18 protein-coding genes are annotated in these 18444 nt (G+C 70.8%); 5 read left to right on the top strand and 13 right to left on the bottom strand.

Going from position 1 to position 18444, the window contains the following annotated elements; all coding sequences use genetic code 11:
• The first annotated feature begins 56 nt into the window (after positions 1 to 56).
• A complete protein-coding gene (locus ABT009_RS35435; protein ID WP_351304633.1) occupies positions 57 to 791 on the top strand; it encodes a nucleotidyltransferase family protein in 735 nt (244 codons plus the stop codon).
• A 195-nt stretch (positions 792 to 986) separates the two neighbouring features.
• Here the strand turns inward: ABT009_RS35435 and ABT009_RS35440 are convergent, their stop codons facing one another.
• The 7 genes from ABT009_RS35440 to ABT009_RS35470 form a co-directional block, all read right to left on the bottom strand.
• Positions 987 to 2741 carry a DoxX family protein gene (locus ABT009_RS35440; RefSeq protein ID WP_502990025.1) on the bottom strand — a complete coding sequence of 585 codons (1755 nt, stop codon included), beginning with the start codon at positions 2739 to 2741 and terminating at the stop codon, positions 987 to 989.
• A 212-nt stretch (positions 2742 to 2953) separates the two neighbouring features.
• Complete coding sequence (gene rlmB / locus ABT009_RS35445) at positions 2954 to 3898, bottom strand: 23S rRNA (guanosine(2251)-2'-O)-methyltransferase RlmB (RefSeq protein ID WP_351304639.1); 945 nt, start codon at positions 3896 to 3898, stop codon at positions 2954 to 2956.
• A gap of 124 nt (positions 3899 to 4022) precedes the next feature.
• Entirely contained in the window at positions 4023 to 5423 is a 1401-nt protein-coding gene (gene cysS, locus ABT009_RS35450; RefSeq protein WP_351304642.1) for a cysteine--tRNA ligase, read from the bottom strand.
• Between the two features lie 102 nt (positions 5424 to 5525).
• Positions 5526 to 5930, bottom strand: a complete 405-nt coding sequence (locus tag ABT009_RS35455) for a PPOX class F420-dependent oxidoreductase (RefSeq protein ID WP_351304645.1) — start codon at positions 5928 to 5930, stop codon at positions 5526 to 5528.
• Positions 5931 to 6144: 214 nt separating this feature from the next.
• Positions 6145 to 6675, bottom strand: a complete 531-nt coding sequence (ispF, locus tag ABT009_RS35460) for a 2-C-methyl-D-erythritol 2,4-cyclodiphosphate synthase (RefSeq protein ID WP_351304648.1) — start codon at positions 6673 to 6675, stop codon at positions 6145 to 6147.
• The gene (ispD, locus tag ABT009_RS35465; RefSeq protein ID WP_351304651.1) at positions 6665 to 7444 is read right to left on the bottom strand and encodes a 2-C-methyl-D-erythritol 4-phosphate cytidylyltransferase; all 780 of its coding nucleotides are present in this window, start codon (positions 7442 to 7444) and stop codon (positions 6665 to 6667) included. The genes ispF and ispD overlap by 11 nt, the downstream gene beginning before the upstream one ends.
• 339 nt (positions 7445 to 7783) lie before the next feature.
• Positions 7784 to 8266 (bottom strand): CarD family transcriptional regulator, encoded by a 483-nt coding sequence (locus ABT009_RS35470; RefSeq protein WP_003953493.1) that lies wholly within the window; start codon positions 8264 to 8266, stop codon positions 7784 to 7786.
• A 648-nt stretch (positions 8267 to 8914) separates the two neighbouring features.
• Between ABT009_RS35470 and ABT009_RS35475 the strand changes: the two genes are divergently transcribed.
• On the top strand, positions 8915 to 9622 hold the full coding sequence (locus tag ABT009_RS35475) for a copper chaperone PCu(A)C domain-containing protein (protein ID WP_351304654.1): 708 nt from the start codon (positions 8915 to 8917) through the stop codon (positions 9620 to 9622).
• Positions 9623 to 9784: 162 nt separating this feature from the next.
• Here the strand turns inward: ABT009_RS35475 and phoP are convergent, their stop codons facing one another.
• Together phoP and phoR are read right to left on the bottom strand one after the other, a co-directional pair.
• Positions 9785 to 10456 carry a two-component system response regulator PhoP gene (gene phoP, locus ABT009_RS35480; protein WP_010985401.1) on the bottom strand — a complete coding sequence of 224 codons (672 nt, stop codon included), beginning with the start codon at positions 10454 to 10456 and terminating at the stop codon, positions 9785 to 9787.
• A gap of 5 nt (positions 10457 to 10461) precedes the next feature.
• Positions 10462 to 11736 (bottom strand): two-component system sensor histidine kinase PhoR, encoded by a 1275-nt coding sequence (gene phoR / locus ABT009_RS35485; protein WP_351304657.1) that lies wholly within the window; start codon positions 11734 to 11736, stop codon positions 10462 to 10464.
• A gap of 212 nt (positions 11737 to 11948) precedes the next feature.
• Between phoR and phoU the strand changes: the two genes are divergently transcribed.
• Complete coding sequence (phoU, locus tag ABT009_RS35490) at positions 11949 to 12644, top strand: phosphate signaling complex protein PhoU (protein ID WP_351304660.1); 696 nt, start codon at positions 11949 to 11951, stop codon at positions 12642 to 12644.
• Between the two features lie 151 nt (positions 12645 to 12795).
• On the opposite strand, the gene ABT009_RS35495 is transcribed toward phoU, so the two are convergent.
• Positions 12796 to 12954: a hypothetical protein gene (locus ABT009_RS35495; RefSeq protein WP_351304662.1), complete on the bottom strand. Its 159-nt coding sequence runs from the start codon at positions 12952 to 12954 to the stop codon at positions 12796 to 12798.
• A 292-nt stretch (positions 12955 to 13246) separates the two neighbouring features.
• Here ABT009_RS35495 and ABT009_RS35500 point away from each other — a divergent pair, with 292 nt between their 5' ends.
• Positions 13247 to 14005 carry an FG-GAP and VCBS repeat-containing protein gene (locus ABT009_RS35500; RefSeq protein ID WP_351304665.1) on the top strand — a complete coding sequence of 253 codons (759 nt, stop codon included), beginning with the start codon at positions 13247 to 13249 and terminating at the stop codon, positions 14003 to 14005.
• Here the strand turns inward: ABT009_RS35500 and ABT009_RS35505 are convergent.
• Complete coding sequence (locus ABT009_RS35505; RefSeq protein ID WP_351304667.1) at positions 13894 to 14655, bottom strand: phosphoglyceromutase; 762 nt, start codon at positions 14653 to 14655, stop codon at positions 13894 to 13896. The two genes, ABT009_RS35500 and ABT009_RS35505, sit on opposite strands and share 112 nt — an antisense overlap.
• A gap of 146 nt (positions 14656 to 14801) precedes the next feature.
• Here ABT009_RS35505 and ABT009_RS35510 point away from each other — a divergent pair, with 146 nt between their 5' ends.
• Positions 14802 to 16142, top strand: coding sequence for an MDR family MFS transporter (locus tag ABT009_RS35510; RefSeq protein ID WP_351304670.1), 1341 nt, complete (start codon positions 14802 to 14804; stop codon positions 16140 to 16142).
• Between the two features lie 115 nt (positions 16143 to 16257).
• Here ABT009_RS35510 and ABT009_RS35515 read toward each other — a convergent pair whose 3' ends face one another.
• A complete protein-coding gene (locus ABT009_RS35515) occupies positions 16258 to 16758 on the bottom strand; it encodes a type III secretion system chaperone family protein (RefSeq protein WP_351304673.1) in 501 nt (166 codons plus the stop codon).
• Positions 16751 to 18097, bottom strand: coding sequence for a D-inositol-3-phosphate glycosyltransferase (gene mshA, locus ABT009_RS35520; protein ID WP_351304675.1), 1347 nt, complete (start codon positions 18095 to 18097; stop codon positions 16751 to 16753). Before mshA ends, ABT009_RS35515 begins: the two co-directional genes overlap by 8 nt.
• Positions 18098 to 18444 lie beyond the last annotated feature (347 nt).

Below are 18444 nucleotides of genomic sequence, written 5' to 3' on the forward strand. Positions count from 1 at the left end.
CGCACTGATCGCGAGGCCCGTCGGACGCGCGGGCGGACAGCACGTACAGTTCGGACATGACAGGTGATTCGAACGGGCTGATCCGCCCCACTCAAGCCGTCGTGCTGGCCGGTGGCCAGGGCTCTCGGCTGCGTCCCTACACCGACGACCGGCCCAAGCCCATGGTCGAGATCCCCGGCACGGGAACGCCGATCATCGGCCACCAACTGACCTGGCTCGCCGAGGAAGGCGTCACCGACGCCGTCGTCTCCTGTGGCCATCTGGCCGAAGTACTCCAGAAATGGCTGGAGTCCGCGGATCTTCCGCTCCGGGTCACCACGGTGGTGGAGAAGGAGCCGCTGGGCCGCGGCGGCGGCCTCAAGTACGCCGCCGCCCATCTGCCCCACGCCGACCAGCCGTGGTACGCCACGAACGGCGACATCTGGACCCGTTTCTCGCTGCGCGACATGGCCGCCTTCCACGCCGAGCGCGACGCCGCGGCGACGCTCGCACTGGCGCGCCCGCGCATCCCCTGGGGTGCCGTCGAGACGGACACCTTCGGGCACATCACGGACTTCGTCGAGGCCCCTCCGTCGCCGTATCTCATCAACGCGGGTGTGTACGTGTTCTCGGCGGAGTTCAGCGATCTGCTGCCGGCCCGCGGCGACCACGAGCGGACCACGTTCCCGCGGCTGGCACGCGAGAAGCGCCTGGCCGGATTCCCGATTCCGCACGGCGCGTACTGGCGGGCCATCGACACGGCGAAGGACCTGACGGAAGCGGCGAAGGAGCTCGCGGCGCTGGGCCGTTGAGAAGCGACGCCGGTCGGCACGGCACCGCGTCACCGGAGCTCTGGTCAACGCCTTCCTGTACGCGGTGATGGTCCCGTAAAAGCACTCGGGGCTCGGCACACCGTCTGTGCCGAGCCCCGATTCTGTTGGCAGATGGCAGCCGCCGCACGCGGATTCACCGGCGCCGGTGCCGGATCACCGGCGCCCCACTCCGCCTCAGCCGAGGATTCCGCCCACGAACCCGTCCGACCCTCCGTCGTCGGATCCGCCGCCGCTGTCGTTGCCACCGGAGCCGGTGCCGCCGGAGCCACCGCCCGCGGCACCGCCGCCGGAGGAGGGCCCGGAGCTGGTGGCGGGAGGCGCCTGGGGTGACGTCGCACCCTGGGGCGGGGCCTGTCCGGTGCCCTGGGTCTGGCTGGGCTGCCCGGCGCCGCTGCCCGCCGTCTCGCGGGCCGTGCCGGAGTCGGCGGACTGCGACGGTCCGGCCGCGGCCTCCTGACCCTGTGTCGGCGATCCCGAGGCGGCCGGGCTCCTACTGCCCGTACCGCGCTTCTGGTCCGGGCTCTGCGGGAGTGGTGAGCCGGGCAGTTCGTTGCGCGGGGGCTCGCCGGGGCCGGGCACGGTGACGCGCGCGGCGTCCCGCACCGCGCTGCCGAGCAGCGCGCCGACGAGCAGCGTGAGTCCGGCCGCGACGGTCGCCATGAGGGCGCCGCGCCGCAGTACGCGGCGGCGCAGCTCCCAGAGGCCCGCGCGCGGTCCGAGCCTGCGCCAGGCCTCCGAGGCGAGGCGCCCGTCGACCGAGTAGACGGGGGCGCCCGCGATGACCAGCGGGGACCAGGCGGCGAGGTAGATGATGTCGGCGGCCTCGTAGACGGGCGCGGTCTTCCAGCTGACGGCGATGAGGAGCCCGGCGGCCAGCAGCGCTCCGATGGCGGCGGCGAGCCGCTGCCAGAGGCCGAGGAGGGTGAGCGCGCCCACGATCACCTGGAGGAACGCCACACACAGGCCGACGCCCACCGGGTGCTGCAGCGCGAAGTCGTGCAGCAGCCCGGCGACTCCCCAGGGGTGCAGCGAGTGGAGCCAACCGGCCATGGAGCCGTGGCCGGCGCGGTCGAAGTAGACGGGGTCGCAGAGCTTCTCCATGCCCGCGTAGACGGAGACGAATCCGAGGAGGATCCGCAGCGGGAGCAGTACGACGCCCAGGTTCATCCGGCGGCCGGGGTAGTACGCATGCCGCACCCCTGCCGCGGCGGCTGATGTCAGCGTGGCGCCGTGTCGCCGGGCGGCGCGCCCCTCGCCCTCGCCCGCGCTCTCCTCGTCGTATACGTCGCCGTAGACACCGGAGCCGTAGGGGCCGTATGCCTCGGAGTCGTACGTGCCGTATGCGCCCGTGCCGTAGGCGCCCGCGGCGCCGAACTCCCCGCTGGGGAAAAGGGGGTCTTCGTAGGCGCTGCCCGCGCCGCGCAGCTGCGAGAGCAGCCGGATCTCGTCGGTGTCGGTTCCGGGGTGGGAGGTCCCGGCGGGGAGAGGGGTCTCGACGGTGTCGTCGTATCCCGTGTCGTATCCCGTGTCGTAGCTCGTGGAGCTGCCGTAACCGGCGTAACCGCTGTACGTGTCCTGGTCGTTGACGCCGCTGCGGCTGTAACGGCGGCTTCCCTGACCGAACTCGACGCGCGGGATGACCTGGGTGGCGCCGGCGTCGTCCGTGCCGTAGCCGCTGTCGGGCAGTGTGCCCGCGCCGGTGTTGCGGACGGCCTGGAGGAGTCCGGTGGCGGCGGCGTCGCCGGGCTCGGACTTCCCGCTCCAGACGAGCGGGGCGCGGCGTGCGCCGGGGACGCGGCCGGGCTCGGCGTGGGCGCTCAGGTGGCGTCCGATGCGCGGGGACTGGGTTGGCCGCGTGGTGGGGAAATGCACGCGGAAGCTCGCGTGGTTGACGATGACCTGCGCGGGGTCGCACGGCACTTTCACCATGCTCAGCGCGGGAGCATCGTCGAACCCTGGCGAGCTGCCCCCCGTGGGAGTGCGGGGTGTTCTGGTGTCCACACTCATCTAACCGAGTGACGTGTGCTTAGGACACTGCCTTGACTGCCCCGATCTGTCCGGACCGCGTCAAGATCGCCAGGCGCATCGGAAGGGACCCGGACTCGGTCCCGACGGACCGAGCCCCCTCCGTACCCGGGGGTTCAGCCGCGCCGCCGCGCCGCCTCGTACAGCACCACGCCCGCCGCGACACCGGCGTTGAGCGACTCGGCACCGCCCGGCATGGGGATCCGCACCCGGAAGTCGCAGGTCTCCCCGACGAGCCGGGAAAGACCCTTGCCCTCGCTGCCCACGACGATGACGACGGGGCCCTCGAGGGCCCCGAGCTCGCCGACCTCGACCTCGCCGTCCGCGGCCAGACCGACGACCACGATGCCGGCCTTCTTGTACGCCTCCAGGGCCCGCGTCAGATTCGTCGCGCGCGCGACCGGCGTACGCGCGGCGGTGCCGGCGGACGTCTTCCACGCGCCGGCGGTCATTCCGGCTGCCCGCCGCTCGGGTACGACGACACCGTGGCCGCCGAACGCGGAGACGGACCGCACGACGGCACCGAGGTTGCGCGGGTCGGTGACGCCGTCGAGGGCGACGATCAGCGGGTCCTCGCCCTCGTCGTACGCGGCGTTGGCGAGGTCCTCGGGGTGCGCGTACTCGTACGGCGGGACCTGGAGGACGAGGCCCTGGTGGTTGAGCCCGTTCGTCATGCGGTCGAGCTCCGGGCGCGGGGCCTCCATGAGGTTGATGCCGCCGCGCTCGGCCGCGAGCTGGAGCGCCTCGCGCACCCGCTCGTCGTTGTCGATGAACTGCTGGACGTACAGCGTGGAGGCGGGCACGCCCTCACGCAGCGCCTCGACGACGGGGTTGCGGCCGACGACGAGTTCGGACGAGGACTTGCCGCCCCGGCCGCGCGGCGCCGGCTGGCGGCCGGACGCGCGCCGGGACTTCGCCTGCGCGGCGCGCTGCTTGGCGTGCCCCTTGCGCATCTCGGCGGGCGGCGTGGGGCCCTTGCCCTCGAGCCCGCGGCGTCGCTGGCCACCGCTGCCGACCTGCGCGCCCTTCTTGCCGGACATGCGACGGTTGTGAGCGGCCATGATCTACCTGTCTGCCTCTTGGTTCGGGTGAATGTCGTGAGTGCGTACGCCCGTGAGCGTCTGCAGCGTGTACGTCTACGAAGTGTGCCGCCCGTTCGTCCGGACGTCACATTCGCCCTGGTGGTCAGCGCGGACCGAGCGACCAGCGCGGGCCCTGCGGGCTGTCCTCGATGACCAGGCCCGACTGGTTGAGCTGGTCGCGGATGGCGTCCGCGGTGGCCCAGTCCTTGCGGGCCCGGGCGGCCTCGCGCTGCTGGAGCACGAGGCTCACGAGGGTGTCCACGACGCCGTGCAGATCCTCGCTGCGGTCGCTCTCGCCGGCCCACTCGGGGTCGAGCGGGTCGAGGCCCAGGACGCCGAGCATGGCGCGGACCTCGGCGAGCCGGGCCACCGCGCCTTCCTTGTCGTCTGCGGCCAGCGCGCTGTTGCCCTGCCGGACGGTCGTGTGGACGACGGCGAGCGCCTGCGGGACGCCGAGGTCGTCGTCCATGGCCTGTGCGAAGGCGGGCGGCACCTCGGCGGCGGGCTCGACCGGGCCTCCGGCCTTCTCCACCACCCGCTGCATGAAGCCCTCGATCCGCGCGAACCCGGACTCGGCCTCGCGCAGGGACTCCTCGCTGTACTCGATCATCGAGCGGTAGTGCGGGGTGCCCAGGTAGTAGCGGAGCACGATGGGGCGCCAGCGCTTGACCATCTCGCTGACGAGCACGGAGTTGCCGAGCGACTTCGACATCTTCTCGCCGCTCATCGTCACCCAGGCGTTGTGCACCCAGTACTTGGCGAACTCGTCGCCGAACGCCTTGGCCTGCGCGATCTCGTTCTCGTGGTGCGGGAAGATCAGGTCGATGCCGCCGCCGTGGATGTCGAAGACGGTGCCCAGGTACTTGTGGGCCATGGCGGAGCACTCGAGGTGCCAGCCGGGGCGGCCGCGGCCCCACGGGGTCTCCCAGCTCGGTTCACCGGGCTTGGCGGCCTTCCACAGGGCGAAGTCGCGCGCGTCCCGCTTGCCGGTCTCGCCCGCGCTCTCCGGCTGCTGGAGGTTCTCGAGTTCCTGGTTCGACAGCTCCAGGTAGCCCGGGAAGGACTTCACGTCGAAGTAGACGTTGCCCTCGGACTCGTAGGCGTGGCCGCGCTCGATGAGGCCGCGCATCATCTCGACCATCTCCGTGACGTGGCCGGTGGCGCGGGGCTCGTACGTGGGGGGCAGGCAGCCGAGCGCGGTGTAGCCGTCGTTGAACGCGCGCTCGTTCTCGTATCCGATGGACCACCAGGGGCGGTTCTGTTCGGCGGCCTTCTGGATGATCTTGTCGTCGATGTCGGTGACATTCCGGATGAACGTCACCTCATAGCCGCGGTAGGCGAACCAGCGGCGCAGGATGTCGAAGTTTAGGCCGGACCGGATGTGCCCGATGTGCGGGGCGGCCTGCACGGTCGCGCCACACAGGTAGATCGAGACACAACCCGGCACGAGCGGGGTGAAGTCACGAATCTGCCGGGCGCTGGTGTCGTACAGGCGAATAGTCACCGCTCCAGAGTAGTGGGCCCGGGCCAGTGCCCCGCGACACATCCTGCCCTCGGGGTATTGATTCGTGACATCTCTTGACGACCTCGGGTGCCGCCTGGGGTGTCAGAGGGTTCCGACGATCTTGCGAGGGGTGATCCGTACGACGAGACGCTCGGCGTCCTGCGCCGCGGCCGGGTTGAACTCTGCGTACGTCTTGCCCGTGTACTTCAGCGACAGCTCGTCGATGAGTTCCTGTCCGCCCTCGGTGGTCATCTCGGCGGTGCCGCGGATCTCCGCGTAGGTGTACGGGGAGTCGGGGGGCACCACGACGACGCCGGCGCGCGGGTCGTGCCGGAGGTTCTTCGGCTTGCGGCGGTCCACGGTGGTGGAGAACAGCACGTCGTTGCCGTCCCGCTTGACCCAGACCGGCGACGCGTGGGGACTGCCGTCGGGCTGGACGGTGGCTACGACGACGAAGATCGGGCTGTCGAGAAGCGCCTTGAGCTTGTCGGGCAGTTCGACGGACATGGTGGCCTCTCTATTGGTTGACGGCTGTATGAGTTCGTACGGGTACCCGATACTCCGCCACCGCACCGCCGTGCCCCGGCATTGCTCCCTCCGGCGTGCGCGTCACCCCTCCCGGAGTGGGACGACGGTCATCCCGGCGCGGCCCCGACCCACCCACCGACAGGTGACGCACCGACCACGGGCAGGAGGTCGAAAACCCAGCGCGAAGCCCGCGTCACCCCCGCCGAACCACCACCGCCGTGGCGATCGCCGCAAGCCCCTCCCCACGCCCCGTCAGCCCGAGCCCGTCCGTCGTCGTACCGGAGACGGCGACGGGCGCCCCGGCCGCCTCGCTCAGAGCCTTCTGCGCCTCGTCCCGCCGCTTGCCGATCTTCGGCCGGACGCCGATGACCTGGACGGCGATGTTGCCGATCTCGAACCCTTCGGCCCGTACGATCCGCGCGGCCTCGGCGAGCAGCGTCGTCCCGGAAGCCCCGGCCCACTCGGGCCGCGACGTGCCGAAGTGGGCGCCGAGGTCGCCGATCCCGGCCGCGGAGAACAGGGCGTCGCACGCGGCGTGCGCGGCCACGTCGCCGTCGGAGTGCCCGGCGAGCCCGTACCCGCCGCTGTCCGGCTCCTCCCAGAGCAGCCCCGCGCACCACAGCTCACGCCCCTGCTCGAAGGCGTGCACGTCGGTGCCGATGCCGACCCGCGGCAGCGGAATCCCGGAAACAGAAGCAGCAGAAACAGCGGTCTCAGAAGCCATCGTTGGCCCTCCTGCGCGCCAGGACCGCCTCGGCGAGGACGAGGTCCAGTGGACGGGTGACCTTGAAGGCCTCCTCGTGTCCGGGCACGACCACCACGGGCTCACCGAGCTGTTCCACCATGCCGGCGTCGTCGGTCGCGCCCTCACCGCTGAGCACGACGGTCTCGTGGGCGCGTACGAGGGTGGCGCGGTCGAAGCCCTGCGGGGTCTGCACGGCGCGCAGCCGGGCCCGCTCGGGCGTGGCGACGACGGGTTCCGGCTCTCCCTTCTCGCCAGGCTCGACCTGCTTGACGGTGTCGGCGAGGGGCAGCGCCGGGACGACGGCGGGGGCGCCGGCGCGTACGGCTTCGATGACCCCGTCGACCGTGTCCACGGGCACGAGCGGACGCGCCGCGTCGTGCACGAGCACGATGTCGATGCCGGGAGGCAGCGCGTCGAGGCCGAGTTTCACGGACTCCTGGCGGGTGTCGCCGCCGGTGACGACCAGGAAGTCCGTCCAGTCGGGCAGCGCGTGTGAGGCGAGCAGGCTCTTGACCTCGGCGGCGCCGTCGGGCGGGGCCACGACCACGACGAGCGACACGGCGCGCGACGCGGCCATGGCGCGTACGGCGTGGATGAGCATGGGCGTGCCGTTGAGGGCACGCAGCGCCTTGGGGGCGCCGGGCCCGAGGCGCACTCCGCGGCCGGCGGCGGGGATCACCGCCGCGGTGCGGGCCTGGCCGGCGGTGCGGGACTGACCGCCCGTGGGCGGGCGCGAAACGTCAGACATCGGTTCCGTTCAGGTTTGTATGCTCGGCCGACTTGGGTATGGCCCCTGCGGGTGCCCCCGGCCGAAGGCTGGGGAAGTGCCGGGTACGACGTCTCGACCGGACCCTTCCGTGACATCTGGTCGAGTCGGCTGTCCGGGCCCGGCACGCTTCACATCCCGAGCCGTACGAGCCGGTGTCGGTTCGAGCGCCGAACCGATCGCCGAATCGATGCGGGTCGGGTATCGGGAGTCGGAAAGCGAAGAAGACATGCCGCAGCGCCCGGCGACCTTCAGGGTCAGCGGGCACCGCGGCATTTCACTGCGCCGGGCAGGGCGTCGGAGCAACGTGCGCCAGGACGCTCAGGACGCGAGAACCTCGTCGAGCAGAGCCTCGGCCTTGTCCTCGTTCGTGTTCTCCGCGAGGGCGAGCTCACTCACCAGGATCTGCCGGGCCTTGGCGAGCATGCGCTTCTCACCGGCGGAGAGTCCACGCTCGCGCTCACGACGCCACAGGTCACGCACCACTTCGGCGACCTTGATGACATCGCCAGAGGCGAGCTTCTCGAGATTTGCTTTGTAACGACGGGACCAGTTAGTGGGCTCCTCGGCATACGGCGCGCGCAGCACCTCGAAGACCCGGTCCAGCCCGTCCTGACCGACCACATCACGCACGCCGACGAACTCCGCATTGTCCGCTGGCACACGCACCGTCAGGTCGCCCTGGGCGACCTTCAGCACCAAGTAGGTCTTGTCCACGCCTTTGATCTGGCGAGTTTCGATGGCCTCGATCAGCGCGGCCCCGTGATGGGGATAGACCACGGTGTCGCCAACCTTGAACGTCATGTGACAGGTACCCCTTCCGTGGCTATCCAGGGTAACACGAGAACCGCCGGTTCTGAATGGCGTTTTCGCAGGTCAGGGCATATCTCGGGGCTTGACAACAACAACATGGACGTGCTGCGGAGCCCTACCGGAAGCGGGTATTCGCAGGTCGGAGGTACTGTTCGGCCAGAGCGAAACGCGCACGTTACACGCATCCGGAGCCCTCCCCAAGTGGTCGAACGTCCCGTTTTGCCGGATTCTCGACGGTCGAGTTCCGCTAGTCCGTTCGGTGACTGAGGCCACGTGCGACACGAATCCGGAATTGATCACACGGCTCGGTGATCAATTCTCCGGACCGCCATGCATTCCTTACCGGAAATCCGCAAGCGGGTGCCGACGGTACAGATGGCACTGACCAGGCTTATGTGAATGCTGATCGGTATGAGAGCGCATGAGACCGAGAACAGCAGAAGCGCTCATGCGCATCGTACGGACAGTCGAGTGACAGAGGTGGCCTGTGGGGAAGTGCAGCCTGCCGAGGGTGTAGGGGCGGGTCGGGTGCGGCGGCGCGGGAGCGGCTCGGTAATCTGAGCCCGCTGAACAACCCTTAGGGCGGCTTTACGGCCGCCCGCACCGTCGTACCAGCCACGTCCAAGGAGTTGCCGCGCCGTGAGCCTCCCCCTCACTCCGTCCGGGGGTATCCCCAGCCTTCGTCGCGGTGTCCTCGCCGCCGCTGCCGTCGTGTTGTCGATCAGCGCCCTCTCCGCGTGCGCCGCCGGCAACAACGCCCAGACGCTGGAGGTCAAGCCGGACAACGCCGCGACCGCCGTTGGTGACATCAAGATCCAGAACGCCACGATCATCACGCAGCCGGATCTGCAGTCGACGGGTCCGGCGGTGGTCACCGGGACCCTCTTCAACAACGGCACGACAGCCCAGACGCTCGAGTCGATCACGGTCGTCGGCACCAACAAGAAGGCCGAGATCAAGCCCGCCAAGGGCTCGGGACCGCTGACCATCCCGGCCGGCGGCTCGGTCATCCTCGGCGGCAAGGGCAACGCGTCGGCCGTGCTGCCGAGCAGCCGTGAGGCCGTCCAGGACGGCAACGCGCAGCAGGTGGCCTTCACCTTCAGCGAGACCGGCGACGTCAAGCTGCGGGCGTTCGTCGTGCCTGCCGAGCACTTCTTCACCGAGTGGGGACCGAGCGAGAAGCCGAGCCCTACCGCTGGTACGCCGTCGCCCACCGCGTCGCCGACCAAGGCCGGCTCGGGCGAGGCGGCGGCCGGGTCGAGTGCGGAGGCCGGGACGGGTGCGGAGACCGGGACGGGGGCCTCGGACGAGGCGTCGTCCAGCGCCTCGCACTCCTCCGGCCACTGAGACGTACGACGTGAGGGGCGCCCCGGATCTCCGGGGCGCCCCTCACGTGTTGAGCCTACGTACGGGCACCGTACGTCGTGGGTTGTGCCCACCCGTTCCGCCGTGGGGGTACCTCCCAGGCCCTTAAGGCACTGGGGGAGGAACGGGTGCCCACAACGCGGTCTACGGCTCGAACTTGTAGCCCAGGCCGCGGACCGTCACCAGGTAGCGCGGCGCCCCCGGGTCCGGCTCGATCTTGGCGCGCAGGCGCTTGACGTGGACGTCGAGGGTCTTGGTGTCGCCCACGTAGTCGGCGCCCCAGACGCGGTCGATGAGCTGCATGCGCGTAAGGACGCGGCCCGCGTTGCGCAGGAGCATCTCGAGCAGGTCGAACTCCTTGAGCGGGAGGTCGACCTTGGAGCCGGAGACGGTGACCACGTGGCGGTCGACGTCCATGCGGACCGGGCCCGCCTCCAGGGCGGCCGGGGTGACCTCCTCCGGCTCGCCACGGCGGCGCAGGACGGCACGGATACGGGCGACCAGTTCGCGCGAGGAGAAGGGCTTGGTGACGTAGTCGTCGGCTCCTATCTCCAGTCCGACGACCTTGTCGATCTCGCTGTCCTTGGCGGTCACCATGATCACCGGGACGTTGGAGCGGCCGCGGAGCTGGCGGCAGACCTCCGTGCCGGGGAGGCCCGGCAGCATCAGGTCGAGCAGGACGAGGTCGGCGCCGTTGCGCTCGAACTCGTCGAGTCCGTCGGGCCCGGTGGTCGCGATGGCGACCTCGAAGCCCTCCTTGCGGAGCATGTACGACAGGGCGTCGGAGAAGGACTCCTCGTCCTCGACGACGAGCACTCGGGTCACGGAAGGACCTCCGGGGCAGAAAGCGGTTCGTGTGCGTACGGGGATGAGATGGCGGTCTCGACGGGCTGCCCGTTCTCGTCCTCGTCGTCGAGGCCGGGCCGGTGGCTCGAGCGGTCGCGGGCGGAGCCCGCCTCCGGAAGCCGCAGGGTGAAAGTGGAGCCCTGTCCCTCGGAGCTCCACACCGTGACCTCCCCGCCGTGCGAGGCGGCCACGTGCTTGACGATGGCCAGGCCCAGGCCCGTGCCGCCCGTGGCACGGGATCGGGCCGGGTCGACGCGGTAGAAGCGCTCGAAGACGCGCTCCTTGTCCTTGTCGGAGATACCGATTCCCTGGTCGGTGACGGAGAGTTCGATGAGGTCCCCGCCGGGCGCGGCGACCCGGCGCGCGGCTATGCCCACGCGGGTACGGGCCGGACTGTAGTTCACGGCGTTCTCGACGAGGTTGCCGAGTGCCGCGGCGAGCTGGCCGCGGTTGCCCCACACGTGCAGGTCGGCGGTGCCGCCCGAGGCCATGGTGATCTGCTTGGTGCCCGCCTGGTGGCGGCAGCGGTCCATGGCCTCGGCGACGAGTTCGTCGACGCGTACGGGTTCGGCGTCCTCCAGCGGGTCGTCGTTCTGCACCCGGGAGAGGTCGATGAGCTCCTGGACCAGGTTGGTCAGCCGGGTGGCCTCCACCTGCATGCGTCCGGCGAACCGTTCCACCGCCTCCGGGTCGTCGGACGCGTCCATGACGGCCTCGGAGAGGAGGGAGAGGGCGCCGGTCGGGGTCTTGAGCTCGTGGCTGACGTTGGCGACGAAGTCGCGGCGTACCGCCTCGATGCGCCGGGCCTCGGTGAGGTCCTCGACCAGCAGCAGCACCAGGCGCGAGCCGAGCGGGGCCACGCGGGCGGAGACGGCGAGGGCCTCGCCGCGGCCGGTGCCGCGCCGGGGCAGGTCAAGCTCGACCTGCCGTATCTCGCCGTCCCGCCGGGTGTCGCGGGCCATCTGCAGCATCGGCTCAACGGCCAGCTTCCCGCCACGCACCAGGCCGAGGGCGTACGCGGCGGAGCTGGCCTTGACCACGCTGTCCGCCTCGTCGAGGACGACGGCGGAGGAGCGCAGGACGGACAGCACCGTGTCGACGCCGGGGGGCAGCACGGGATCGGTGTGCAGGGAGGTGCGGGTGGGACGCTTCTGCTCGCGCTCGCTCCAGCGGAACGCCAGCATGGCGATGACACCGGTGCACACGCCGGCGATCGCTGCCGCTGCGGCAACCGCCGCGTTCACGTCCATGTCTCCAGGTTATGCGTGCCGTGACCACGGCCCACAGCCATCGGAGTGCCCGCTCGAACACTCGTCGCCCAGAGTTCACCGAGGAGACAGGGGCGGTTCATTTGGTCTGCCGGAAACGGACGCGTACGGCCCGGAACGTGGCAGCGTGGGGTTCACAGCCCCCGACCCCGGAGCCCCGGAGCCCCGACGAAGACGGAGAGAGGGACAGCCACATGCGGGACGCGTACCACGAGGAACTTGACTCGATCGGCGAGGACCTGGTCGAGATGGCCCGCCTGGTCGGGTCGGCGATCGGGCGCGCCACCACGGCCATTCTCGACGCCGACCTGAAGCTGGCGGAGAGCGTGATCGCAGGCGACCAGAAGGTCGACGACCTGCAGCACGACCTGGAGGCCCGGGCCATCGCCCTGCTCGCCCGTCAGCAGCCGGTCGCGACGGACCTGCGGATAGTCGTCACCTCGCTCCGTATGAGCGCCGACCTGGAGCGCTCGGGCGACCTGGCCCAGCACGTGGCCAAGCTGGCCCGGCTGCGCTTCCCGGAGCGCGCGGTCCCGAACGACCTGCACGCGACCATCCTGGAGATGGGGCAGCTGGCGCAGCGCCTGATGGCGAAGGCCGCCGAGGTCGTCATCACCAAGGACGTCGACCTGGCGCTGCAGCTGGAGGCGGACGACGACGAGATGGACCTGCTGCACCGCACGCTCTTCCAGCACCTGATGGACGAGCGCTGGAAGCACGGCATCGAGACGGCGGTCGACGTGACGCTGCTCGGCCGCTACTACGAGCGCTTCGCGGACCACGCCGTGTCGGTCGCGAAGCGGGTCGTGTACCTGGTGACGGGCGAGTACGCGGACGAGCTGCAGCCCCCGACGGGTCCGGTGGAGACGGGCGCGGTCGAAGGCGCCTGACCGCCTCCGACAGTCGGCGGCGCCCCACGGGACACGTTCACGTCCCGTGGGGCGCCGATGTCTGCACCCTGTTCCGGGCCGCCGAACGCCCGGAGACGCCGGTCAGGTCAGCCAGGTCCAGGACCGCGGTACGACCCGCCGTACCGCGGTATCACCCACCGCACCGGCACGGCGCACCGGACTGGCAGCCGCAACCGCAGCCGGCGCCGCAGCCGCAGGCGCCGATGAGCACGAGCTTCGGCAGATCGGGCACCGAGGGCATCTCGGCGGGCGGCTCGGGGGTGTAGTCGGTCTTGGGGGACTCGGCCATGGGGTTCCCTCCTCGAAGGCGCACGTGCGTACGGGCGTACGGCCTCGGGACGTCGCCTCCTAGCCCATTGGAAGCCCACCGGGGCAGGCGCATCAACGGCGCACACGCGCGCCGCCCCACTACCTGTCACACAACGGCGCGCCCCGCGGGCTCGCACACAGCGCGCAGCACACACGTCTCCGCCGGCTCCGATGTCAGGGTGCGACCCCTATCGGTACGCGCTTCCGTCATAGACGGGCTTTCCCGATCCTGACGACATGGACGCGGACGGCATCGAACTCCAGGCTTCCGTGTGCACGGCGCGCACGAGCTGGCCGCCGGTGACTTCAACAACGACCAGGTGGCCGACCTGGTGGTGCTGTCCGCCCAGGGCAACCTGGTCTACCTGGGCTCCTCGGCCGGTCCCACGCTGCAGACCGAGGTGGGCACGGGGTACGCGGGCGCGGCCACCGTGGCCGACTTCGACCTCGACGGCCACGACGACCTCGTCATCGGCAACGACTTCATCTCCGTCACCGACCAGACCGCGCGCGGCGGCTACGTCACCGTGTTCTACGGCGGCGCGGAGGGCATCGACACCACCCGCAGCCGCGTCTTCCACCAGGACACCGAAGGCGTGCCGGGGTCGGACGAGTCCGACGACTCCCTCGGTGGCGCGCTCACCGCCGGCGATGTCACCGGGGACGGCTACCCGGATCTGGCCATCGGCGCCGTCTTCGAGTCCATCGGCTCCGCCACGCACACCGGCAACGTCTGGGTGCTGCGCGGCGGCGCCTCCGGCCTGACCACGTCCGGCGCCCAGTCCGTCAACCAGGGCACCCCGGGCGTCCCGGGCGGCAACGAGTCATGTCGGGCTCCTGAGGGCCCAGGGAGGGCCCACCGCATGAAAACGCCCCCGATCTGCGACATAAGCGCAGGTCGGGGGCGTGATCACGAAACCTACTTCTTCTTGCCCTGGTTCTTGACCGCCTCGATCGCGGCCGCGGCCGCATCGGGGTCGAGGTACGTGCCGCCCGGGTTGAGCGGCTTGAAGTCGGCGTCGAGTTCGTAGGAGAGCGGGATGCCCGTCGGGATGTTCAGGCCCGCGATGTCCTCGTCCGAGATGCCGTCGAGGTGCTTGACCAGGGCGCGGAGGCTGTTGCCGTGGGCGGCGACAAGGACGGTCTTGCCGTTGAGGAGGTCCGGGACGATGCCGTCGTACCAGTACGGCAGCATGCGGATGACGACGTCCTTGAGGCACTCGGTGCGCGGGCGCAGCTCCGGCGGGATGGAGGCGTAGCGCGGGTCGTCGCTCTGCGAGAACTCGCTGCTGTCCTCGAGGGGCGGCGGCGGGGTGTCGTAGGAGCGGCGCCAGAGCATGAACTGCTCCTCGCCGAACTCGGCGAGGGTCGCCGCCTTGTCCTTGCCCTGCAGGGCGCCGTAGTGGCGCTCGTTCAGGCGCCAGCTGCGGTGGACGGGGATCCAGTGGCGGTCGGCGGCCTCGAGCGCCAGCTGCGCGGTGCGGATCGCGCGCTTCTGGAGCGAGGTGTGGACCACGTCGGGCAGCAGGCCGGCGTCCTTGAGCAGCTCACCGCCGCGGACTGCCTCCTTCTCGCCCTTCTCGTTGAGGTTGACGTCCACCCAGCCGGTGAACAGGTTCTTCGCGTTCCATTCGCTCTCGCCGTGGCGGAGGAGGATCAGCTTGTACGGTGCGTCGGCCATGCCCCTGAGCGTAATCGACACGGCTGTCCGGTTCGATCGGTGTCTCGATTGACGGCTGCCGTCAATTCGATGGCGGCCGAGAGTTCCCTCTTTGTAAGTTGCGTTTCGAGCCGCCGCTACTTACATCGATCGTTCAGGGGGACGCCATGCCTGCCGCCGGAGCCGCCACCGGACTCACCGCACTGAGACGGGCCGCAAGGGACAGCGTGGCCGGGCTTCCCCGCGCCTTCTGGTGGCTGTGGACCAGCACGCTGGTCAACCGGCTCGGGGCGTTCGTCGCCACCTTCATGGCGCTGTACCTCACGCTCGACCGCGGGTACTCGGCCTCGTACGCCGGACTCGTCGCCTCGCTGCACGGCCTCGGCGGCGTGATCTCCTCGCTTGGTGCGGGCGTGATGACGGACCGGCTGGGGCGGCGCCCGACCCTGCTCATTGCCCAGACGTCGACGGCCCTCAGCGTCGCGCTGCTCGGCTTCATGCGCGATCCGATGGCGATCGCGGCCGTCGCGTTCCTCGTCGGCATGGCGTCGAACGCCTCACGGCCCGCCGTACAGGCGATGATGGCGGACATCGTGCGGCCTGAGGACCGGGTGCGCGCCTTCTCGCTCAACTACTGGGCGATCAACCTGGGGTTCGCGGTCTCGTCGATGGGCGCCGGCTTCATCGCGGAGTTCAGCTATCTCGCGGGCTTCCTGGTCGAGGGCGCGATGACGCTGGTGTGTGCGGTCGTGGTCTTCGCCAAGCTGCCGGAGTCGAGGCCGGAGCGGACGGCCGCGCAGAAGGCGGACGAGCCGGAGGTGGGGCTCGGCACGGTGCTGCGCGACGGCCGGTTCATGGGCGTCGTGGGGCTGTCCTTCCTCATCGCGCTGATCTTCCAGCAGGGTTCGGTGGGGCTTCCGGTCGCGATGGGCGGGGCGGGGTTCACCCCGGCCGACTACGGCATGGCGATCGCTGTCAACGGCGTGCTGATCGTCGTCCTGCAGATCCCGGTCACCCGCTTCATCGAACACCGCGACCCGCAACAGCTGTTGATCGTCTCGTCGCTCGTGGCGGGATACGGCTTCGGGCTCACCGCGTTCGCCGGGTCGGTCGGTGTCTTCGCCCTGACGGTGTGCGTGTGGACGCTCGCCGAGATCGTCAACGCGCCCACGCAGACGGGACTTGTGGTCCGGCTGTCCCCGGTGCACGGCCGCGGCCGCTACCAGGGCATGTACACGCTGTCCTGGTCGGTGGCGGCCCTGGTGGCCCCGCTGATGTCCGGCTTCGTGATCGACCGGTTCGGCGCGGAGTGGCTGTGGGGCAGCTGCGCGGTGATCGGCACGGCGGCGGCGGTGGGGTACTGGGTGCTGATGCGGGGGCTGCCGGCGACGGACGAGCCGACCGCAGACGAGCCGACGGCGGACGAGGGTACCGCGGACGCCCCGTCACCTGCCGCGGGCAGGCTCGAGAAGCCGGAGGTCAGCAAGCCTGAGGTCAGCGCCGCCTGACGCAGGTCAGCGCACCGCCTGAACGCCGGGGCGGAGGGCGGAGGGCGGAGGGCGGAGGGCGGCGGGCGGCAGGCGGCAGGCGGCAGGGGCGGCAGGCGGCAGGCGGCAGGCGGGCTCAGTCCGCCGGACGCTGCGTCAGATGCGCGAACGCGTCGAGGTTTCGCGTCGACTCGCCGCGCGACACCCGCCACGCGTACTCCTTGCGGATCGCCGACGCGAAACCGAGCTCGAGGAGCGTGTTGAAGCTGCCGTCGGCAGCCTCCAGGACCGAGCCGAGGAGGCGGTCCACCTCCTCGGGCGTGACGGCGGCCAGCGGCAGCTTGCCGACCAGGTAGATGTCGCCGAGCGGATCGACGGCGTAACTCACGCCGTAGAGCTTGAGGTTGCGCTCCAGCAGCCAGCGGTGCACCCTGGCCTCGTTCTCGTCGGGATGCCGGATCACGAACGCGTTCAGCGAGAGCGAGTGCCTGCCGACGAGCAGCGAGACGGTCGTCGACAACTTGCGCGTACCGGGCAGTTTGACCACGTACGAGCCGGGTTCGGGGCTCTCCCACTCCAGCTCTGCGTCCTTGAGCGCGGACTCGATGACCTGCGCCGCCTGCCGTACGTCAGCCATGGAGCGAGCGTACGCGACGGCGGTGGTCGTACATCGCAGCGGTGTAGACGTCCGCCGTGGCCGACGCCGCCGCGTCCCAGCCGAAGGACTCGGCGTGCCGGGCCGCTGCCGCGCCCATCCGGGGCGAGAGCCCGGGATCGTCGGCGAAGTCCCGCAGCACGCGCGCGTAGTCGGCCGGTTCGTGGCCGTCCACGAGGAATCCGGTCACTCCGTTGCGTACGGCCACGGGCAGCCCGCCGACCGCGGCCGCGAGGACGGGCGTACCGGTCGCCTCGGCCTCGATCGCCACGAGGCCAAACGATTCGCTGTACGACGGCATGACGAGCAGCGACGCGGCCCGGAACCAGTCCGCGAGCTGGTCCTGGGCCACCGGCGGCCGGAAGCGCACCACGTCCGCGATGCCCAGCCGCGCGGCGAGCTTCTGCAGCCGCTCGGGCTTGGCGAGCCCGCTGCCGCTGGGACCGCCCACCACCGGCACGACGATCCGCGAGCGCAGTTCGGGCCGCTCGTCGAGCAGCACGGCGACGGCACGCAGCAGCACGTCGGGCGCCTTGAGGGGCTGTATGCGGCCGGCGAAGAGCGGGATCAGGGCGTCCAGCGGGAGGCCGAGGCGGGCGCGGGCCTCGGCACGTCCGTCGGCCGGTCGGAAGAGGTCGAGGTTCACGCCCGGGTGGACGACGGCGACCTTGCCGGGATCGGCTTCGTAGTGGCGTACGAGTTCCTCGGCCTCCCCCGCCGTGTTGGCGATCAGGCGATCCGCGGCGCGTACGACCTGGGTCTCGCCGATCACGCGGGCGGCCGGCTCCGGGGTGTCGCCCTCGGCGAGCGAGGCGTTCTTGACCTTCGCCATGGTGTGCATGGCGTGGACGAGGGGGACGCCCCAGCGCTCGGCGGCGAGCCAGCCGACGTGGCCGCTCAGCCAATAGTGCGAGTGCACGAGGTCGTAGTAGCCGGGGCGGTGCCCGGCCCAGGCCTGCATCACGCCGTGCGTGAACGCGCACAGCTGGGCCGGCAGGTCCTCCTTGGCGAGGCCCTCGTAGGGGCCGGCGTCCACGTGCCGCACGAGGACGCCGGGCGCCAGCTCGACGGTGGGCGGGAGCCCGCCCGTCGTGGCGCGCGTGAAGATCTCCACCTCGACGTTGATCGCGGCCAGCCGCTTGGCGAGCTCCACGATGTAGACGTTCATACCGCCCGCGTCGCCCGTGCCGGGCTGGTGCAGCGGGGACGTGTGCACGCTGAGCATGGCGACCCGCCGCGGGCGCCGATGTGTGCCGGGCAGTCGGAGCCGGGAGGGGGCCGCCGGGGAACGGCGCCCGAACCTGGTCACGTACTGGCTCACGTGGCGGTCCTCCTTGCTGCGGGCTGGCAGCGCGATATGCGGGCAATGCGGGCACGGCTGTGCGGAGGACGTGCTACGGCCTCCAAGAGCCGCAACACCGGAGGGGCCTCCTCCCATTCCTCTCCGTTCGCCTTTGCCGAAAGATTCCCGGTCTCCTTTGCCGAAAGATTGCCGCGGCGGGATCGGGGCGTGACCCGGCGGCAGCCTCAGGTGCGACCCGGGTGCCCGGTGAGACGGGTCACACGCGCGTGGTCGGCCCAGGCGGCATCGGGACGCCATCGGCGCAGGTCACGCGGGCGAACGGCCTTCGGCAACGCGGCCGGCGGGAGGGCGCCCGCCCCATACCC

Origin of the sequence: Streptomyces sp. NPDC002896 (assembly GCF_040295225.1) — a bacterium.
Lineage (GTDB): Bacteria > Actinomycetota > Actinomycetes > Streptomycetales > Streptomycetaceae > Streptomyces.